This is a genomic window from Oligoflexus sp., assembly GCF_035712445.1.
GTDB lineage: Bacteria > Bdellovibrionota_B > Oligoflexia > Oligoflexales > Oligoflexaceae > Oligoflexus.
In genome coordinates this window covers 61255-79092 of record NZ_DASTAT010000013.1, presented here as the reverse complement: position 1 = coordinate 79092, position 17838 = coordinate 61255, and the positions used below count along the sequence as shown (strand labels likewise).

Here is a 17838-nt window from a genome sequence, read left to right as displayed (position 1 = left end):
ACGAAGCCAGTTACGTATTCTGCAGCAGCGTCAACGCCATCTTCGGAATCGAGTTGGCCTGCTGAAGGACGGATGTACCGGCCTGCATGAGGATATTGTTTCGCGTCAGTTCCGATGTTTCCAGCGCCACGTCCACATCCTTGATCCGCGAGTTGGCGGCGGTCAGGTTTTCGATCGAAACGGAGAGGTTTCGAATCGTGGAGGAAAGGCGGTTGTCGATCGCACCGAGTTCACCGCGGATCGAAGACACGTCCTCGATCGCGTTGTCGATGATGCTCAAGGAGCGCTGCGCGTTGACCTTGGTATCAATCGAGAGTTCTTCAAGACCCAGCTTGTCCGAGTTCACATCGGATTTGAAGGCATCAAAGGAAATCCGGTCGACGCCCAGAAGGTTGAGACCCCCGGTGTTCACCTGGAAGTCGAGCGATCCGCCGGTACCATCCAACAGCACAGTGCCGTTGAATTCAGTAACGTTGGCGATCCGGTCCACTTCTTCCTTCAGGGACTGATATTCCTCGTTCAGATAGCGGCGTTCCTGGGCACCGATCGTATCCGATGCGGCCTGGACACCGAGTTCGCGCAGACGAACCAGGATGTTCTGAATTTCTTCAAGACCACCTTCCGCAACCTGGATCAGAGAGATACCATCCGACGCGTTACGCTGCGCCTGGATCAGACCACGGGTTTTGGCGCGCAGTTTTTCTGAGATCGCAAGACCGGCTGCATCATCGCCTGCTTTGTTGATGCGATAACCACTCGACAGTCGTTCCAAGGAACGATCGAGTAACCGTCGGGTGTTGATCAAATGTCTTTGAGAAGTAAGCGAAGAGACGTTGGTCGCGATCCGCAAACCCATGAATTACCCCTCCGAAGCACTCCAAAGGAAAGCCCTTCGAGTGACAGAACTCGACAGCATATGCATTCTTTGAAAATGATGGCTGCTCTTTTTTATTCTAACACACGCTGTCTTCAGCATTCAATGTGGCGGGGAGGCGACCGCGGGTGAAATCTTTGCCGGGTGGGCCAGAGCGGACCTCGGATGGGCCGCTCTGGACAGAGCTTTTACTGCAGGAACGCTTTCATATCATTGAGAAGAACAGGGACCTTGGTGGCATCAATAAGAACCGGAACAGGCAGCTGACCGGCCTTGAGCCAGTAGCGAGGGGTGGCCCCGCTTTCTTCCAAAATGGACCAGGTATCAAAATCCGTGCGCTCGCTTTTCAGGGCCAGCGTGAATTTCGGCGTCAGTTTCTGCAAAGCATCCAGCTCGGAATCCTGCGGATAGCCTTCGACGCGCAGCTTCAGAACCTTGTCAATCCAGTTGCGGAAAGCCTCGCTGGGTTTATCCTTGGCTTCCGGATACCAGATCTGTTCCGAACCCTGGTTTTTGCGGAAGAAGCGCCACTCCTTGCCGTCCTGGGTCACATAAACACGAGCGACAGCATCCTCGGCGAAGCTGAAGGGCTTCGACATCGCCATGCGGGACTTGGGTTTCTCGAGCATGCTCATGAGTTTGCGCTGGACCAGGATCACAAGATTCTTGTCCTTATCCAGCGCAAAGACCGTGGGCGACTGGAAACTGCGTTTCCCCATCAGAAGCGTGAAGACCTTGCCGTCCCCATAATGAACCTCAAAGGTTCCCGTGGGCTTATCCAGGCCAAAGTCAGCCAGGTTCACTTTTCCCGCTTCACCGATCTGCTTTTCCACCCGGAAAGGAGTGAGTTCGGCCAGAACCTCCTTGATCCGATCCCCGACGAGGTAGCGATCCTTGACCCTGACATCATTAGGACCTTCTGCCTTTTTTTCCTCGCTGTTGATCCAGAACGCATCCGGGACCTTGCTGTCCTTGCTCAGTTCCACTGTTCCATTTTCATCGGTATAGACGATCTTTTTCAGGGCTTCCTTGGATACGCTGATCCACTCCTTGCCCACGCTCTCGCTGTTCACTGTGGGCCGCGATGCAAACCAGGCAAAGGCCAGGGACGCTATGAAAAACGCCACATAGGGTATGATTTTGACTCTCATGTGCGGCCTTTCTTGCGACGATTGACGATAAATCCAAGTATCAGAATCAGAATAGGCGCGATGTAGATGGAGCTATGGAAAACGACCAGCTCCCGGCTTTTTGAATGCTGAATGCGAACGTCCTCTTCGGATTCCAAAGCGCCCGCGGTATTCATGCGGTCCGTCAGCCAGCGGAAGGCATCGAGCGCCATCCACTGGTTCCCGTTGTAATAAAGGGGAGGATCGGACAGCATGCTCGAATCGGCGAAGACCAGAATGCGGGACTTTTTGCCATCGGCTGCGGCTTTTTCTGCCGCTGCGGCCAGAGGATAGGATCCGCGAACCTCATTGGGATCGTACTCAAAGTTCTTGTTGGCATCAATAAAGGTGCTGCGCAGGCTCATGATCGTGGCCACAGGATGCCAGGCGTTGCTGCCGCTCTCCACAACCAAATAGCCGGAATTCAAGGCCAGGATGTTCAGCTTCTCATCGTTCCGCGTCAGGGTGGAGACCGATTCATGGCTGCCGAAGAGATTGGTGAAGATCAGGGCCCGGTCGAATTTCTGCCGCGTGGAACGCACGAAGTCACGGTCGTTGGCCAGGCGTTCTTTGCGGAACTGAATGCCGACTTCTGTCAGAAGCGTCTGGAGTTCATTCTGATCAGCGATGACTGTTTCCTCGGCCTGCTCACCGGCCGAATCCACATCCAGGGCCATCAGGATCTTGCCGCCGCGATTCAGATAATCGCGCAGTGTCTGCACTTCCTCCTTGGTAAAGGCTGCCGTTGCCCCCACCACAGCCACGGCTTCGGCGTCTTCGGGAATCGCATCGAAAAGACTCGACAGGGTCTTCGGTGCGAGGTTCTGGGAACGGAGGATCTTTTCGAGGTTGCTGAGTGAACGCAAGGGACTGTGACGATCTATGCCCCAGCCCATTTCCCCATGGGAGGATGTGAAATAGATCGCGCCCTGGTTGGAAACGAGCTGCAGAAGCGCCTTCTGAAACTGGGCGTCCAGCGTGCGGAGTTTTTTGCGGGCATTTTCCAGCTTATCACCGAGGTCGATCCTCTGCCGCTTGCCGTCCCTCAGGAGCACGATCTGGCCGTTTTTGGAAACCTTGAATTCCTCGGCCTGGGTCGGATAGAAGTCCTTGTCGTAGAATTCAAGCTTCAGGTTGCTGTTTTTCTTGGACAGGATTTCAAGATACTCACGTACGAAGGAGGCGACTTCGCTATCCTTGGCAAAGAAAACGCCGGTGCGCACAGGAGCATCCAGGGAAGCCACCGCATTCAGCGTGGCCTCACCGGGTTTTGTGCTTTTGAAATAGGAAAGATCGAAGACCTTATCCTGCTTCGCGGCCCCATAGTTCAGGGCAAACATGCCGAGGAAGAGAAAGCCGATGCTGAGCCAGATCTTTGCCGAATAACCAAGGCGCTTGGGCTCGGCGTTTTCACCCGTGCCATTCATTCGATGGCTGAATTCCACGCCGAGTCCCATGAAAAGCCCCAGGAAAAGGCTGGTCAAAAAAAGGACCAGAAGGGCCTTCTGACCCAGCGTATCGGGATTCATGCTGGTATCAAGGGTCAGCTTATACACATAGAAGAGACCGACCCCGACCATGGTCAGGATCTTCCAGCCCAGGACGAGTTTCCAGGACTGACTTTCGGCCTCAAGCCCGTCGCTTTTGGCCTTCTGCATGAAAAGAAAAGTCAGGGCCATGGGAATCAGGGCGACCAGGACGCCGATGATGACCGCAAGCTTATACGAATCGTAGGTTTTCAGATAACGCTCGGCGATGAAGATCAGAGCGAGTCCCAATAGAAAAAGCGGGATGCGTAGCGCGCGAAGTTGATTCATTAGCCTTGCAACCTCCGTGTCTCAAGCGATTTGATGGAACATTCCAGAAAGAAGAAGATAAGACTCGCGTAATAGACAACATCACGGGTGTGCAGGATGCCGTTCATGAAAGGGCTGAAGCGCTGGTTGTGAATCGACATATAGGAGAAGATTTCGCGGAAGGGTTCATCCACGCGATAGGAGAGCAGCCACATGACGAGGAAGAAAACAGTGAAGGCCGCAGCCGTGATACCGGCAATCAGCTGGTTAGGCGAAATCACCGAAGCGAAAAGGGAAATCGCCAGAACACCCGCGCCGAGCAGCGTAACGCCCAGGTAGCCGGCAGCCATGTGCCCCAGGGAAACCTTGCCTTCCAGGAAAATAAGGCTCGGCAGGTAGATGCTCAGAACCTGTAAAATGAGGAACATGACAAAGGCGGAAAGGAATTTGCCATAGACCAGCTGTCTTTCGCTCAGCGGCGAGGTATAGAAAAGCACGATGGTTCCCGTCTGCTTTTCTTCAGCCAAAAGCCGCATGGCCAAGAACACGGCCGCGACCATGCCGATACCCGAGCTGATGAAAAAGAAGTCGCGCAGAACCTCGCTGGACAGTTTCGCCTCGTCCCCGATCGCATAGACGTTGAAGAAGACGCCATCGAGCAAGAGGGCGAAACAGACGATGATGTAACCCATCCAGGTGGTGAAATAAGCGCCAAGTTCCCTTCGCGCGATCAGCCATATTTTATTCATCAGCTTGCTCCATCGCTTTTGATCAGTTTGAGGAACAGCGTTTCCAGTTCCGCTTCCTTCTTCCCAAGTGCCAGAAGACGCCCACCGGACTGCACCACGGCCTTGGCGAGTTCGCCACGAATATCACTGGCGCATTGAACATCGAGGAACAGGCCGTTCCTTCGATTTTCCTTGATTTCAAGGACGCCGGGCACGGCCCTGAGAGCTTCGCGGACGCGATCATCGAAGGCCTCCAGTTCGATCCGCACTTCCAGATTCTGTTTGACCTCGCCGCGCAGCTGGGTCTCAGAACCTTCGGCGACCAGACGGCCGCGATCTATGACCAGGATGCGGTCGCAGGTCTTGGTGATTTCCGACAGGATGTGACTGGAAAGAATTACGGTATGCTGGCCTTTCAGGGACAGGATCATATCGCGCATTTCGACGATCTGGATGGGATCGAGACCGTTGATGGGTTCATCGAGAATCAAGACCCGCGGTTTATGCACCAGGGCCTGGGCAATCCCCACGCGCTGCCGGAAACCGTGCGACAGCTCGCCGAGGCGCACGTCCGAGACTTCATGCAGGTTGGTCTTGTTCATGGCTTCATCGACGAAAGCCGGGACCTGGTCGCGCGACACGTTTTTGAGGCGCGCGACAAAGTGCAGGTAATCGCGGGTGGTCATCTCGTTGTAGAGAGGGGGCGTGTCGGGAAGATAACCAATCATGCGCCGCACATCATCCGGGGCCTCAAGGACCGAGTAACCGCCGATACGCGCATCACCGCGGGAGGGGACCAGGAAGCAACCGAGCACCTTGAGAATCGTACTTTTTCCGGCTCCGTTCAGACCCAGAAGACCGACGATCTCACCATCCTTGATAGTGAAACTCAGGTTCTCGACCGCTCGTTTGTTGCCGTAAAACTTGCTGATCGAACGAACTTCAATCATGTGAGAATTCCTTGAAGAGGTCATGAACTGACATCAATCTTCAAAGATATCAAAACGATGAGGCAATGCAAGGCTGGGTGCTTAAATCCGAATTCTTTTTAATTTCTCATTTATAGACCAAAAGCGGTGTGCGCTCACGATAGGAGCCTACGGAAAGGATTTCCGGGGCCATGGGTTGATAGCCATTCAGGGAAAAGGAGACGCCGACCAGAAGAACACCATCGCGTCCGCGGGGAGCGCAGGGCCGATCCAGATCGCATTCGTCTTTATTATAGGGACGTTCATGCTTGACAAAAGTTCCCTCCCAGGTCTTTGGCAGGGGGATTTCCATTTTGGATTTTTGCGGCTCCTCGGTTGCGACGGCTGTGGCCACCTCCGCTGCCGGCGCTGGGGACTTTGCTTTGCGGATTTTTACCGCTTTACGGGCGATGACGCGACGTGGCGTCGGCGCCGCTGCGATCGTGGGCGCTGGAGATTCGGAAACCACTTCATAAGGAGTGGTGACAGGCGTCGGTTTTTCGGGATTTTTGATATCCAGGCCCAGCCAGGCCAGATATGTCAGGGCACCTAGAGTCAGGGCCATCAGGGTCGTTTTGCCTTTTTTCATCATCAGCTCCGCAGTCACAGCAAGTCAAAAGGAACAGGCACCGAGCCCTAATATATGCTTTTTTGACATATATTCAAGGGAAAAACGTTGCCTTTGCAGCCGGATATTCGTATCCATGTCGTGCAGCGGGCCGTGCCCGCCGGCCCTATGGAAATAATCAAAGGAATTTCAGGCCTTGCGCGTCAGCTCCCGACCCAACTCGCTCGCCATTTGGGGTACAGCCCTCCTGTGCCTTCTGGTCTTTATGCTGTCCTGGTCTTTTGGGGGTGCACCGGCCTATCCCTGGCAATTGCTGAGTCAGTCCGAAGACTTGGACATGCTGCAGCGGATTTTGATCGATATTCGCCTGCCGCGGGTCGTAGCGGCCTGCCTGATCGGGGGGGCTTTGGCGGCGGCCGGGGTTTTGACCCAGGGACTTTTTCGTAACCCTTTGGCCAGTCCTTCCGTGATCGGTATCAGCAGCGGCGGAGTCTTGGGAGCCATCCTCGCCTTTTATCTGGGCGTGAATTTCGTGAGCCTTTGGATGCTGCCGCTTTTCGCGCTGGTAGGCTGCGTGCTGACCACGACCATTCTTCTGCGTTTCGCCCGCGATCCCCGCGGTTTTCCCATCGAGGACCTTCTGCTGATTGGTTTTGCTCTGAATGGAATACTGAGTGCCTTAACATCCTTTTTGCTCTCCATCTCGCTCAATGATTTTGATAAAGCGCCTGCGATGATGAACTGGATGCTCGGGACTTTGAGCGGCAAAACCTGGGAGCATTGCCTCATCGCAGCCGGGCCCCTTTTGGGCGGCATGATCTTCGCGCAAAAACTCGCCTATCGCTTCAATGTTCTGAGCCTCGGCAACGATGTGGCGCAAACCCTGGGATTGGATCTGAAGCGCCTGCGAACCGAAGCCGTGCTTTTGGTGTCCATCCTGGTCGGCACATCCGTTTCGCTGTCGGGCATGATGCCTTTCATTGGGCTGATCGTGCCGCATTTTACCCGCATCCTGGTGGGGCCGGATCATCGGCAGCTTCTGGGTCTTTCCGTGATCAATGGCGCCACGCTTCTGATGCTGGCCGATCTTTTGGCCCGCGTTCTGATGCCGCCGCAGGAAATTCAGGTGGGTGTCCTCATCTCGCTGATCGGCTCGCCCTTTTTCCTTTGGATGCTTTATCAAAGACGGAGGCAGGCTGCCTTATGACGAGCGCTTTGAAAGTGGAGCAGCTGGTCCTGGCGGCTCAGGATAAGATCCTTCTCGATTCGATCGAACTCGATCTGGAGGCCGGCGGCATTCATTTGATCCTGGGCCCGAATGGTGCGGGAAAAACCTTGCTTCTGCGCTGCATGGCGGGGGTTCTTCATCCGACGGAAGGTCGCGTCGTACTCGGCGATTCCAAAGGCCCCATGCCGCTGAGCTGGACTCCCCTCAGCAATTCCCTGCCTTTTGCCTTTTCCGTGCGGGAGCTGGTGCTGATGGGCCGTTATCCATGGCACCAGGGCTTTCCAGGGAAAAGCGATGAAGCGAAAGCCCGCGATGCCTTAAGACGGGTCAGCATGCTTGATTTCGCCGATCGGGTCTACAACAGCCTCAGTCGCGGCGAGCAGACGCGCGTGGACATCGCGCGAGCCATCGCTTCGGACAGCCGCTTGATGCTCTTTGATGAGCCCTTTGCGAACCTTGATATTGATGCGAGCCTTCATATGACGGAAGTGTTTCGCGCCCTCGCAGACGAAGGCCGCACCCTTGTGCTGTCGCATCATGATCTTTATTCGACCCGTGATCTGGCCACGCATCTGGTTTTTTTGAAGAAGGGGAAAGTGATAGCCGCAGGACCCTGCGCTGCGCTTTTGACCCCGGACATGATCCGGGAAACCTATGATGTGGAAGCGCGGGTTTACGCCGATCAAGCGACCGGCGATTGGTTCATCCGTTTTCAGAACGCCCCGCTTTAACTGTTGCGACCCAGCTCCTGGGAACGCAGCGTGGCTTTTTCCACGGCACTGACAAACATCGAACGCAGACCGCGTTCTTCGAGCTCATGCAAAGCGGAAATCGTGGTGCCGGCCGGTGTGGTGACCTGATCCTTCAGGATCGCAGGATGCAGGCCCATGCTTTTCACCATGGCGGCGGAACCAAGGACAGTTTGCGTGGCCAGCTTCAGCGCCAGTTCCTTGGGCATGCCCATCTTAAGGCCGCCATCGGCCAGCGCTTCGATCACCATATAAATATAGGCCGGGCCGCTTCCGGAAAGGCCCGTGACGGAATCCATCAGCGATTCCTTGGTCCAGTAGGCTTCACCCACCGCCTTGAAAATCTGCTCCGCACGATTTTTATGCGATTCCTCGGCCTTTTCATTGGCGCACATGGCCGTCGCGGCTTCACCGATCACCGCCGCGATATTGGGCATGGCGCGAATGATGGGCCCTTCATACTGAAGCTCTTCGGCGATGGTGCTGGTTTTCTTGCCCGCCAGTATCGAAATGATGAGGTTATCGCGTTCGAGTTTGCCGCCAAGGGTTTTGCCGATGGTGGGCAGATCCTGCGGTTTTACGCAGAAAATAAGCACATTTTTATGCTGCTGGATATCGTTCAGAGAAGCAAGGCCACGCGCGCCGCTGGTCCCCACGACCTGATCCACACGATGTTTGTCAACATCATAGACTTCAATCGGCAGCGGGTTTTTTGCCGAGGATTTCAGGAGTCCGCGAACCAGGGCCGCGCCCATGTTACCGAGACCAACAACAGTGATCTTTTCCATAAACACTCCATGGATCGTTTGCGCAGTGGGGCTTTTTTTCTTATCCTGGAGGGAGTCAATCCCGCGCAACTGGTTTCATTTTGGAGGCTCCCCAGTGACCTGCCGAACGCTGCTCGCCCTCATCAGCGCTGCTATGGTTTGGAATCTTCCAAATATCACCCTGGCTCAGGCAATGCAAGGTGACAGCGAGCAAAGCCTTGACCCGGCAACCAACGCGAAGGAAGTTGAGAACGAAACCGATGCTGTTCTGCAGATGCAGGCGAAAAAGCCGCCGGTGAAGGCGAAAAAAGGTGCGGCTCCGACCAAAGCCGGCAAGGGCAAGGTGCCGCCTAAACCCGCAGCGAAACCGGCGCCGAAACTGATTCCCAAACCTGGAAAACCCGCCTCGCGCCCGGCACCCAAACAGACTCCGTTTTTTCCTCCTGCGCCGCCGACGCAGCTCGATCCTGTGGATAATTCGCGTTTTCAGGTGCCAATGCCCGAGGAAAAAGGTGACCTGAATATTTGGGGAGAAGATACGACGACCGCGCCGGCAGGTGCATCCGCAGAATTCCGTAATCAATTTGGTCTGATCGGCGCTGGGAATTTCATGGGTTTCGGCTTCGGTCTTGAATATCTGCGTCGCTCGACGAGCTGGCTCGACTGGGGTCTGCAGCTGACCTCCACCCAAACGCGCCTCACCAACTCCAAAAATCCTGAAACTGATGAATTCCTTGCGCCCGAGATGAACGCTGCACGCGTGTCGCTGCGCCTATTCAATAGGCGCTGGCTTTACTTCGGCACAGGACTCAGCCTGGCCATGATCCAGGGAAGCTATGGCTGGGAAGGCTCCGGTGTCGTGGACGAGGAAATTTCATCAGAGTTCAAGGCGCAACTCGTGGTGCTGGACTTTGTCCTGGGCAGTCAGTGGGAATTTGGTTCGCGATTCTATGTGGCCGTGGACTGGCTTGGTTTTGGAATACCCTTGGCAGGATCGCTGAACTATACGGAAAATTCCGACCTGGATGATCTGACTCGGATTTTGAGCGGATCCAATACGGACGAACGCGTTCAAAAGGAGCTGGGCGCTCAGTTTCGGCCCTATTATGGCCTCCTGAAGTTTGGAATCATGCTGTAAGACCTGGTCACATGCAAAAAAGGCTCAAGATTTTTTGCAATTTTACCGATATATTGTGTACAATCTTTTTTTACCAAGAGATTTTGAAAGGTTATGCACATGAAAACTCCAAGCAGAAACTGGCAGGAAATCCTGGCTCCCGATGAAGAGCAGTGCTTTACCCGGTACACCGACCAACTCATGGCGATTCAGAAGGAAAAAAACCGGGAGTTTGGTCCCGGACGCATGCTGCATCGCAAGCAGCTGATCGGTCTTCAGGCGCAGCTGGAGGTCCTGCCCGGTTTGCCGCCGCATGCCGCTCAGGGTCTTTTCGCAAAGCCTGGCTTTCATGAAACGCTGGTCCGCATTTCCAATGGCAGCCTGAGCGTGCAGCAGGATCGCGTGCCCGATATTCGCGGCTTTGCCATCAAAGTCCTGGGCATCAAAGGTCCGGGGGCCCTTGGTGGAACGACGGAGGCCCAGGATTTTCTTTTGATCAATCGGGAGGTCTTTGGCCTCCGCAACAGTGATGCCTTTGTGAAACTTGTGGTGGCCGCGTCTCAGGGCGGCAGCGCGCTCTTCAAGCATTTTTTTAAAGAGTATGGCCTGATCGGAGGATTCCGTCAGCTGGCCAGTTCGATGAAAAGCTTAAAAAGACCTTTCACGGGCTATGCGACGGAACGATTCTTTTCCGCTTCGCCTTTGGCCTGTGGACCCTATGCTGTGCGCGTACGCCTTCTGCCGCCTGAAGGTCAGGCCATCAACCCTGCGGCATCCGAAGACTGGGCGCGCGATCTTTTGGAGCGCTTGAAGAAAGGGCCTTTGCGCTATGCTCTTCAGCTGCAGTTTTTTACGGTGGACGATGAAACGCCCATCGAAGATGGTTCAAAAAATTGGGATGAAAAGGATGCACCCTACGTGACGGTCGCATACCTGACTCTGCAGCCGCCCGCGGCAGCTGGTTTTGCTGATCTTCAGAAACGCGTTGATGAAGCGCGCTTTGATCCCTGGTGTGCGCTCGTCGAGCATCGGCCGCTCGGGGATGTGATGCGGGCTCGGAAATTTGCGTACTTTGCGAGCCAGAAGAATAGGAAGTGATGGCAACGACGGTGTTCGACCCGTGCGAGTCGAGCACCTGCATTCAGCCAAACGCATAACGCCTGAACTCGCAAAGCAACTGATAGCCCAAACGCTGGTAAATCCTGTTGGACACAGGATTATCGAGCTGGGTGAAAAGACAGCAGTACTGATAACCATCATCCAAAATTTTTTGCGAGACACGGCCCACCAGTTCACCGGCATAACCGAGCCCCCGCTGCTCGGGAGGCGTATAAACAAAGCTGATGCAGCGCCCGTGGATCAGTTTGCGCCCAGCCACGGTCATGCTCACAGGTTGCCCGTTGACGCTCAGACTGTAAAGGTCACCTTCTTTAATGCGTCCCAGCTGCTGCAGCCTGGCATTTTCATCTCCGGGATAGGGCTCGTTCAACTCCAGGCAAAAAGCCTTCAACCAGCTCACATAAAGATCAAGGTCGCTCAGACGTGCGGGTTCAAAAACCGCTCCGGTTGGCGTTGGCAGGGAAACCTGATCCAGCCGATAAAAGCCCTGTCTCTCGGCAAAGCTGATGTGATTGTGCAAGGCCGGCCAATGCTGAAGGAAAACATCGGTCACCTCCTGCGGCCCCATAAGTCCCGGCAGCGTCTTTCCGCTGTCTCGCCAATCCCGGGCCAATGCTGCCACAGCCTCGGCCCGACCCAGGGATAGATAGGGAGCATAGGGGGGCGTGTGATGCGCGTAGAGTTGAATCGCAGCACCATCTGTCACGACGAAAAGCTCGTAATCTGGAATGATGCCCGGATTGTCGCGAATCATTTTGAATATTCCATAAGGAACATTGTTGCGCATGTCATCCTGAGCAAGAAACTCCAGGACCCCTGCAGGTACATCTTCTATACGCTGGTAACGATGGACTTTCATGGAATTGATCGCGCTCCTCTGCCTTCCGTCTCACTCCAAGAGATAGCTTATTGAACCCTGGAAAGACACATATTGCAGCGAGCGCGAATGCGTCATTCTCACTTGTGCTTGAAGGTGTAAACGCCATCCCACTGCTGGCCCGGCGATTCTTCGATATAATGATCGATGCGTTCGCAGTACATGATGCTGGCCTTGTCATCCGGCTTCATCTGCAGGCAGCTGATAAAGTGCTGGCGGGATTCTTCCCATTTCTGGGCTGTATAAGCCTTGCGGCCCAATTCGAACCTGGCAATGAATTCACGGATCAGCTCGGGCGTGGGCAGAAAGTCGGGCCGCATCAGGTGAAAGACTTTCACAGGCTCGTTCTTGCCTTTCACGCGGATGTCATCCAGATCGCGGGTAAAGAACTTGCCCGGCGTAAGCTTTGCGTGTGTGAACTCACTGATCATGATCTTGATACCGTATTCCTTGGTCAAGCCTTCCAGACGTGATCCGAGGTTCACCGCATCGCCCATGACCGTATAGGTGAAACGTTCACCCGAACCCATGTTACCGACCGACATGGGACCTGTGTTGAGGCCGATCCCGATATCAATGTCAGGGAAGCCTTTGGCTTTGAATTCGAGGCGCAGCTTGTCGAGCGCATACAGCATCTCGATTGCAGCCTGGCAGCCTGTTTCGGCCGGGTTTTCCAGCTCCAAAGGAGCACCCCAGAAAGCCATGATCGCATCCCCGATGTACTTATCCAGAACACCCTTGCTGCGCAGGACAATGCTGGTCATCGGGGTGAAGTATTCATTCATCAGCTCGCTCAATTTTTCCGGCGTCAGTGTTTCTGAAATGGTCGTGAAGCCACGAACGTCCGAGAAAAATACGGTCAGCTCTTTCTTCTCGCCGCCGAGCTTCAACTGCTCGGGGTTCTGCAGCACCTGGTCGATAACCTCGGGGCTGAGGTAATGCTGGAACGCGCCCTTGACCATCTTCTTTTCTTTTTCCTCGGTCACGTACTTATAAAGAGTCACAACCGTGAACATCAGCGTCACTTCACCAGCAGGGACGACCATGAAGGTCCAGATACCTTGCCCCATCCAAAAGATCTTATCCACATAGTAGTAGCCCACGAGGAAGGCCATCAGGGAAAGGCCCGATACAAGACCGGAACCGAAGGAGAAGATCAGCGTAAAGACAAAACCCAGGACCAGCATGATCTGCATTTCAGTTTTGAATATGGTCGCAGGACGCTTATAAAAGTCGCCGCGCACGATGTTATCCATGACCGCCGCATGGTTTTCAGCGCCGTTGATCGTGGGATCGAAAGCATTGGGACGCATATCGTTGATGCCCGTGGCGGTGGCGCCCAGGAGCAGGACGGAATCCTTCAAGGCGTTTTTCTGCTTTTCCGTGAAGTCATCACGATAGGCGGCGGCCAGTCCATAATGCGGAATGGTTTCCCCGCGTCCGCGCGGATTGATCAGAACGCGGCCTTTTCCGGTGGAATCGACCGGAATGTCGATCGAATCCGAAGGGTCGTCGCGGTTGATCAGGGCGAGGCTTTCGATGCCGTTATTATTGAAGAAGACGAAAATCTCGCGGTTCAAATATTCCGCCATGGTTTTCAGGGCAAGGCAGGGCATCAGGTGGCCGTTGACATCCGCCACGAGAGTCAGCCAACGGTTGATGGCATCCTGATCCGCATCATTGTTGAAAAAAGCAAAGTGGCTGCCGACTTCATCAATGATGGCATCATTGACCTGGATGGCCTCCGGTTTCATCAAAGGAAAGTCGGACAGCTTTTTCCCGGCCGGCATATCAACGCCCATGATTTCCGAGACGGCAATGCGATCGATGCCTTCGAAGTGATTACGGCCACCGAGGGCTTTTTTGGCTTCGACCTTGGTTTCCATATAGAAGTAGCCCAGGACGATATTGCCAAAATTCTGCAGGGCCTCGCGGAATATTTGATCGGCGGGACTCAACTTTTTCATCTGGCCGATGGACTGCATCACAAGATTGAGGTCGCGTGAATGCTGCCGGCTGCCGGTGAGATCCAGGAGCTGACCTTCGATATCATCCAGGCTCGGGCGCTCGGGCTTGTCGTAGACGGCGTCAAAGCCTATCCATTTTACACCGTGTTTTTTCAGGTTTTTGAAAGCCTGATCATAGTAACGGCGGGAAAAGGGAAAACGCCCGAACTGATGGATCGAGTCATCATCAATGGCCAGGATCCCGACTTTGCCTGTTGGCTTTTGTGGCCCGCGTAGGCTTGTGACCTTGATATCGAACCAGGCGCTTTCGATGCGATAAAGAGGATCGCGTTCGTTCGAACCAACCGCGAATCGAAAATAGTGCTGCCTGAGGGCCCACCACGACGCACCGACTATGGTGCCGCAGATCAACCAGATTGGCAGAAGCTTCGAAACCTTGCCCCAGACTTTACGCACGATTGCTTTCATCGCCCCATCCTTTTGACTTTAGATCGGCTGTCCAAGTCTTCGGAAGAAAGGAGAAAACTTTTATGCTCGGGAAAAACTGAGTTAAACTTTCCCTGGTAACTTTCCAAGGGGGTGCCTCACAATGGACATCAATCCGAGCCGACCCGACGCCGGGGAAACTGGCGAGCGGCCTTTGAATTTGAGCGATTTTGCGCAACGAAACCAAATGACGGAAGATCGCGTCTGGGAGCTGATCGAGGAAGGCGAGCTGGCGGCGCGTTTTGTGAATGATGAGATCCTGATCCTGCGGGAACAGGAAACTGCAGATGAACCGCAGATTGATTTCCGTGAAGCGCCGCAGATCGCGATCCATGATTCATCCGATATTTTACCCATTCACTCCGAGCCGACCATGGAACCGCCCAGGATCGATCCCGTGATCGAAGCCGCGCCAGCTCCTGAGAGCACGTCGTCTCCGGAAGCGCCCCGCCCTGAACCGATGAACTTTGAGGCCCAGGATCATCATGATGATGATGCCCTTCCCGCCGATGATTATCGGGATCTCCTGGTCTTCGCGCAGGATGCGATGAATCGCACCATGGATCTGTCCCGTCAGCTGCTTGCGACCAAGGACGAACTCTTGCGCATGAAGGACGAAAGAATTCAGCAGCTGCAGTTCGAGCAGCAAAGAAATGAACTGGAAATCCGCCGTCTTCGCAAGAAGGTCGAGGACCTGGAGACGCTCTGCCGCCTGACGCCAAACCCGTAAATACCTGTAACTTAAGGGAATAAATCCGCGAAACCCGGCAGATTTTTCCCCTTCAGTTGCGCCGTCCCGCAGTCGATAGCCTTCAAAGAAGTATCGACCTGCGGAACGGGGTTTGCCTTTGCGAAAGATTTCAACAACAGCCCTTATCCTGGCCATGCTCGCGAGCGGCCTTGCCGAGGTGCGCGCCGAGGAAATCCCTGAATCCTTCGTTCCCGTGCGGCCGAATGCGGTCGGCGGCGCTTTCACAGCGATTGCCAACGACGAGGATGCGATCTGGACCAACCCCGCAGGCATCGCCCGTATTCGCAAGGCCCGCAGTCGTTCGACGGTCAACCTGATCAAAGTTCCTGCGCTGGTGGTCGGTGCCAATACCAAAAGCCGCGAATTCATCCAGGGCGTCGGCAACAGCTCCGATAACGCGGATCAAATCGCAGCCCAGGCGGATCAATTGGGTGAAAAACCCTTTTGGGCCACGACCGGGGCCTATCCTCTCATGATGTTTGATATCGACGATGTGCCAGCTGTGGTCGGCGCCTATACGACGACCACTCTGAAATCCGTTGTGAATGAAGACAACCCGGAACTCGCCAACACCAATGCGATCTCGGATGTGGGCGGCCTTTTCGGAGTGGCCTTCACCAATCGCAGCAATCGCTTCAATATCGGGCTTCAGGCTCGCTATCTGGCCCGCTATGCCTATGAAGACAAGGTGCCACTTACGACCCTGGCGGACGGTCGCGCCCTGCAAAAACAGATCAAGGACAAGTCCAATAAATCAACAGCTCTCGCCATCGACATGGGAATGCTTTGGACCTTCGCCGATTTCTGGTTTCCCACGATCGGCATGGCGATACTCAACGCACCGAGCGGCTGCCGCTCGGATTACCTGAACCCCTTCAGCAAATCCCGCATCAATGTCTGCGGGACCGTTTTCCGCGGCGAGTTTGCCAATGAAGAAGCCGTGTCGACTGTTGACCCCACCGATATTCGCTTTGGAATTTCCATCACACCGCGCTTTGGTCATAAGCTCGGAGCGCGCATCGCGGTCGATATGCATCATAACGTGGTCATTGCCGGGGACAAGGTCTACGGTCTGGATGGACTCGACCTGATCAAACAGCTGCATGCCGGCATTGAGTTTTTCACCGGCAACCCGCTTCTGCCTTCGCCTTTGACCTTCGCCTTCGGTATGAATCAGGGCTACTATACGGTCGGAGCTTCCGTGCGCCTTGGAGCCTTGTCCCTGGATTTTGCCAGCTTTGGTCGCGATATCTCCTCGACCGCCAGTCCCAAGGAAGACCGTCGTCTCCTCGGCGGCCTCTCGCTCGACTTCTGATTTCAGCCCTTTATCACAGCCAAAAAGACTTCTTAAACTGCGAAGTGTCTCCCTTTCTGTCAACTCGCTGGGAAATTTGCTAACATTCCAGTATATCTTGCAGGGCATCCTCAACCCCCAGGATGGGACTCCGAGGGTCTCCTGGATCAGTCTCTTCAAAAAAGGCTTGGCATGAGAGTAAAATTTACCACCCCTCTTGTTCTGGTAACGTTGGCCACACTTCCCGCATGTGTTACGTCGCGGCCCCATGGCACCGCGCAGACCAGTACGGCCAAGGCGATTGCTGCCAATAAAACCAAGCCACTGGCGAAGGAAGGGCAGAAGACGCAGGACGGGCATGACGCAGCCGTTGCCGCCAGCGCTCAAACACCCGACGCGGCCCCGGTCGCAAGCGATTTAACCCGGACCTTCAATCGCCTCAGCGATCCGACCATGCAACTGATGGATGAGGATATTCGTGCGGCCACGGCTCTGCACCCTGCTCCCAAGGGCAGTCTGGAGGAAGCGGTTCTGATCCTCGCGCAGCTGCGCCTTCTGAAAATTCAAACCGAGCAAAGCAGCAAATTCCAAAGCCGCGATCTTTATGAGCAGGGCGAAGGCAATCCGCCAGCCGCCGCTTCGAATTCCAATCAACCGTCGATGGAAAAGCAATTCCGCGATCTGGATATCGACCTTGTCACGAGTTTCAATCAGAACACGCATCTGAAGACTCTGCCGACGCTGGCCCTGGTGAAAACGCTTCTGGAGCAGACGTCGAATTCCCCGACATTCCAGAGCGGGATGCAGACCATCATCGACCAGGAAGCCCAAAAATGGGCCGCGCTGCAAAAAACGGCGAAGCCTGAGGAGCAGCCCACCCCCGATGCGGCTGCACCCGCTCCCGTCGATGGGACCGCGGCAGCTCCGGCAGCACCCGAACCTTCGCTCAGCATGACTCCAGTGGATGGGCATACAGGCCCTGCCGACATCAAGCGAAGCGATGCGATCCTCATGCAGTCGCAGAAACTTGCGGACAAAGGTGAATTCAAACAGGCCATCGACTTCGCGGCTCGCATCGATACCCGCGATCCCTTCTTCGATCAGGCCAAGGAAAAAATAAAGATTTATAGCAACCGGGCCGTGCAGGATCTTCGTCAGAAGGCCGCGCAAGCCTTTCAAAACGCCATGCCGGTGGCCGACAATCGAGCCAAGGCCGCTTATCTGAAACAGGCCAAGGAACTTTTGGAACAGGCGCTCAAGGATTATCCGGTCGCGGATCAACTCGACACTGTTCGCGATAACCTGTCTGTGATCACCAGGGATCTGAGCGGTATTGATCAGGAAACGGCAGGCGCAAACACTCCAAAGACGCAATAGGAC

General features: G+C 54.9%; 16 protein-coding genes. 7 read left to right on the top strand and 9 right to left on the bottom strand.

The annotated features are described in order from the left end of the window. Window positions 1-10: 10 nt before the first annotated feature. The 6 genes from VFO10_RS02010 to VFO10_RS01985 all read right to left on the bottom strand — a co-directional run bounded on the left by VFO10_RS02010 (window position 11) and on the right by VFO10_RS01985 (window position 6124). Window positions 11-856, bottom strand: a complete 846-nt coding sequence (locus tag VFO10_RS02010; protein WP_325136996.1) for a flagellin — start codon at window positions 854-856, stop codon at window positions 11-13. A gap of 206 nt (window positions 857-1062) precedes the next feature. Then, complete coding sequence (locus VFO10_RS02005) at window positions 1063-2025, bottom strand: DUF4340 domain-containing protein (RefSeq protein WP_325136995.1); 963 nt, start codon at window positions 2023-2025, stop codon at window positions 1063-1065. Then, window positions 2022-3860 (bottom strand): Gldg family protein, encoded by a 1839-nt coding sequence (locus tag VFO10_RS02000; protein WP_325136994.1) that lies wholly within the window; start codon window positions 3858-3860, stop codon window positions 2022-2024. Before VFO10_RS02000 ends, VFO10_RS02005 begins: the two co-directional genes overlap by 4 nt. Further along, the gene (locus VFO10_RS01995) at window positions 3860-4588 is read right to left on the bottom strand and encodes an ABC transporter permease (protein WP_325136993.1); all 729 of its coding nucleotides are present in this window, start codon (window positions 4586-4588) and stop codon (window positions 3860-3862) included. Before VFO10_RS01995 ends, VFO10_RS02000 begins: the two co-directional genes overlap by 1 nt. Continuing rightward, window positions 4588-5517, bottom strand: a complete 930-nt coding sequence (locus VFO10_RS01990) for an ABC transporter ATP-binding protein (protein ID WP_325136992.1) — start codon at window positions 5515-5517, stop codon at window positions 4588-4590. Before VFO10_RS01990 ends, VFO10_RS01995 begins: the two co-directional genes overlap by 1 nt. 106 nt (window positions 5518-5623) lie before the next feature. Next, the gene (locus VFO10_RS01985; protein WP_325136991.1) at window positions 5624-6124 is read right to left on the bottom strand and encodes a hypothetical protein; all 501 of its coding nucleotides are present in this window, start codon (window positions 6122-6124) and stop codon (window positions 5624-5626) included. A gap of 175 nt (window positions 6125-6299) precedes the next feature. Between VFO10_RS01985 and VFO10_RS01980 the strand changes: the two genes are divergently transcribed. Together VFO10_RS01980 and VFO10_RS01975 are read left to right on the top strand one after the other, a co-directional pair. Further along, entirely contained in the window at window positions 6300-7310 is a 1011-nt protein-coding gene (locus VFO10_RS01980; RefSeq protein WP_325136990.1) for an iron ABC transporter permease, read from the top strand. Then, the gene (locus tag VFO10_RS01975) at window positions 7307-8062 is read left to right on the top strand and encodes an ABC transporter ATP-binding protein (protein ID WP_325136989.1); all 756 of its coding nucleotides are present in this window, start codon (window positions 7307-7309) and stop codon (window positions 8060-8062) included. The genes VFO10_RS01980 and VFO10_RS01975 overlap by 4 nt, the downstream gene beginning before the upstream one ends. Here the strand turns inward: VFO10_RS01975 and proC are convergent. Beyond that, the gene (gene proC, locus VFO10_RS01970) at window positions 8059-8868 is read right to left on the bottom strand and encodes a pyrroline-5-carboxylate reductase (protein WP_325136988.1); all 810 of its coding nucleotides are present in this window, start codon (window positions 8866-8868) and stop codon (window positions 8059-8061) included. The two genes, VFO10_RS01975 and proC, sit on opposite strands and share 4 nt — an antisense overlap. A gap of 94 nt (window positions 8869-8962) precedes the next feature. On the opposite strand from proC, the gene VFO10_RS01965 reads away from it, so the two are divergent. Next, window positions 8963-9985 (top strand): hypothetical protein, encoded by a 1023-nt coding sequence (locus VFO10_RS01965; RefSeq protein ID WP_325136987.1) that lies wholly within the window; start codon window positions 8963-8965, stop codon window positions 9983-9985. 99 nt (window positions 9986-10084) lie between these two features. After that, a complete protein-coding gene (locus tag VFO10_RS01960) occupies window positions 10085-11062 on the top strand; it encodes a hypothetical protein (protein ID WP_325136986.1) in 978 nt (325 codons plus the stop codon). Window positions 11063-11105: 43 nt separating this feature from the next. Here VFO10_RS01960 and VFO10_RS01955 read toward each other — a convergent pair whose 3' ends face one another. Next, the gene (locus tag VFO10_RS01955) at window positions 11106-11942 is read right to left on the bottom strand and encodes a GNAT family N-acetyltransferase (RefSeq protein WP_325136985.1); all 837 of its coding nucleotides are present in this window, start codon (window positions 11940-11942) and stop codon (window positions 11106-11108) included. 98 nt (window positions 11943-12040) lie between these two features. Beyond that, window positions 12041-14395 (bottom strand): adenylate/guanylate cyclase domain-containing protein, encoded by a 2355-nt coding sequence (locus VFO10_RS01950; protein ID WP_325136984.1) that lies wholly within the window; start codon window positions 14393-14395, stop codon window positions 12041-12043. Window positions 14396-14516: 121 nt separating this feature from the next. On the opposite strand from VFO10_RS01950, the gene VFO10_RS01945 reads away from it, so the two are divergent. The 3 genes from VFO10_RS01945 (at window position 14517) to VFO10_RS01935 (ending at window position 17835) form a co-directional block, all read left to right on the top strand. Further along, a complete protein-coding gene (locus tag VFO10_RS01945) occupies window positions 14517-15143 on the top strand; it encodes a hypothetical protein (RefSeq protein ID WP_325136983.1) in 627 nt (208 codons plus the stop codon). 118 nt (window positions 15144-15261) lie between these two features. Next, window positions 15262-16479 carry a hypothetical protein gene (locus VFO10_RS01940; protein ID WP_325136982.1) on the top strand — a complete coding sequence of 406 codons (1218 nt, stop codon included), beginning with the start codon at window positions 15262-15264 and terminating at the stop codon, window positions 16477-16479. Window positions 16480-16650: 171 nt separating this feature from the next. Next, window positions 16651-17835, top strand: a complete 1185-nt coding sequence (locus tag VFO10_RS01935; RefSeq protein WP_325136981.1) for a hypothetical protein — start codon at window positions 16651-16653, stop codon at window positions 17833-17835. The last annotated feature ends 3 nt before the right edge of the window (window positions 17836-17838 follow it).

What these genes read in the sequence shown, in the direction of transcription:
- VFO10_RS02010 (WP_325136996.1), bottom strand. Translation starts at nt 856, where the DNA reads ATGGGTTTGCGGATCGCGACCAACGTCTCTTCGCTTACTTCTCAAAGA.
- VFO10_RS02005 (WP_325136995.1), bottom strand. Translation starts at nt 2,025, where the DNA reads ATGAGAGTCAAAATCATACCCTATGTGGCGTTTTTCATAGCGTCCCTG.
- VFO10_RS02000 (WP_325136994.1), bottom strand. Translation starts at nt 3,860, where the DNA reads ATGAATCAACTTCGCGCGCTACGCATCCCGCTTTTTCTATTGGGACTC.
- VFO10_RS01995 (WP_325136993.1), bottom strand. Translation starts at nt 4,588, where the DNA reads ATGAATAAAATATGGCTGATCGCGCGAAGGGAACTTGGCGCTTATTTC.
- VFO10_RS01990 (WP_325136992.1), bottom strand. Translation starts at nt 5,517, where the DNA reads ATGATTGAAGTTCGTTCGATCAGCAAGTTTTACGGCAACAAACGAGCG.
- VFO10_RS01985 (WP_325136991.1), bottom strand. Translation starts at nt 6,124, where the DNA reads ATGAAAAAAGGCAAAACGACCCTGATGGCCCTGACTCTAGGTGCCCTG.
- VFO10_RS01975 (WP_325136989.1), top strand. Translation starts at nt 7,307, where the DNA reads ATGACGAGCGCTTTGAAAGTGGAGCAGCTGGTCCTGGCGGCTCAGGAT.
- proC (WP_325136988.1), bottom strand. Translation starts at nt 8,868, where the DNA reads ATGGAAAAGATCACTGTTGTTGGTCTCGGTAACATGGGCGCGGCCCTG.
- VFO10_RS01960 (WP_325136986.1), top strand. Translation starts at nt 10,085, where the DNA reads ATGAAAACTCCAAGCAGAAACTGGCAGGAAATCCTGGCTCCCGATGAA.
- VFO10_RS01955 (WP_325136985.1), bottom strand. Translation starts at nt 11,942, where the DNA reads ATGAAAGTCCATCGTTACCAGCGTATAGAAGATGTACCTGCAGGGGTC.
- VFO10_RS01950 (WP_325136984.1), bottom strand. Translation starts at nt 14,395, where the DNA reads ATGAAAGCAATCGTGCGTAAAGTCTGGGGCAAGGTTTCGAAGCTTCTG.
- VFO10_RS01945 (WP_325136983.1), top strand. Translation starts at nt 14,517, where the DNA reads ATGGACATCAATCCGAGCCGACCCGACGCCGGGGAAACTGGCGAGCGG.
- VFO10_RS01935 (WP_325136981.1), top strand. Translation starts at nt 16,651, where the DNA reads ATGAGAGTAAAATTTACCACCCCTCTTGTTCTGGTAACGTTGGCCACA.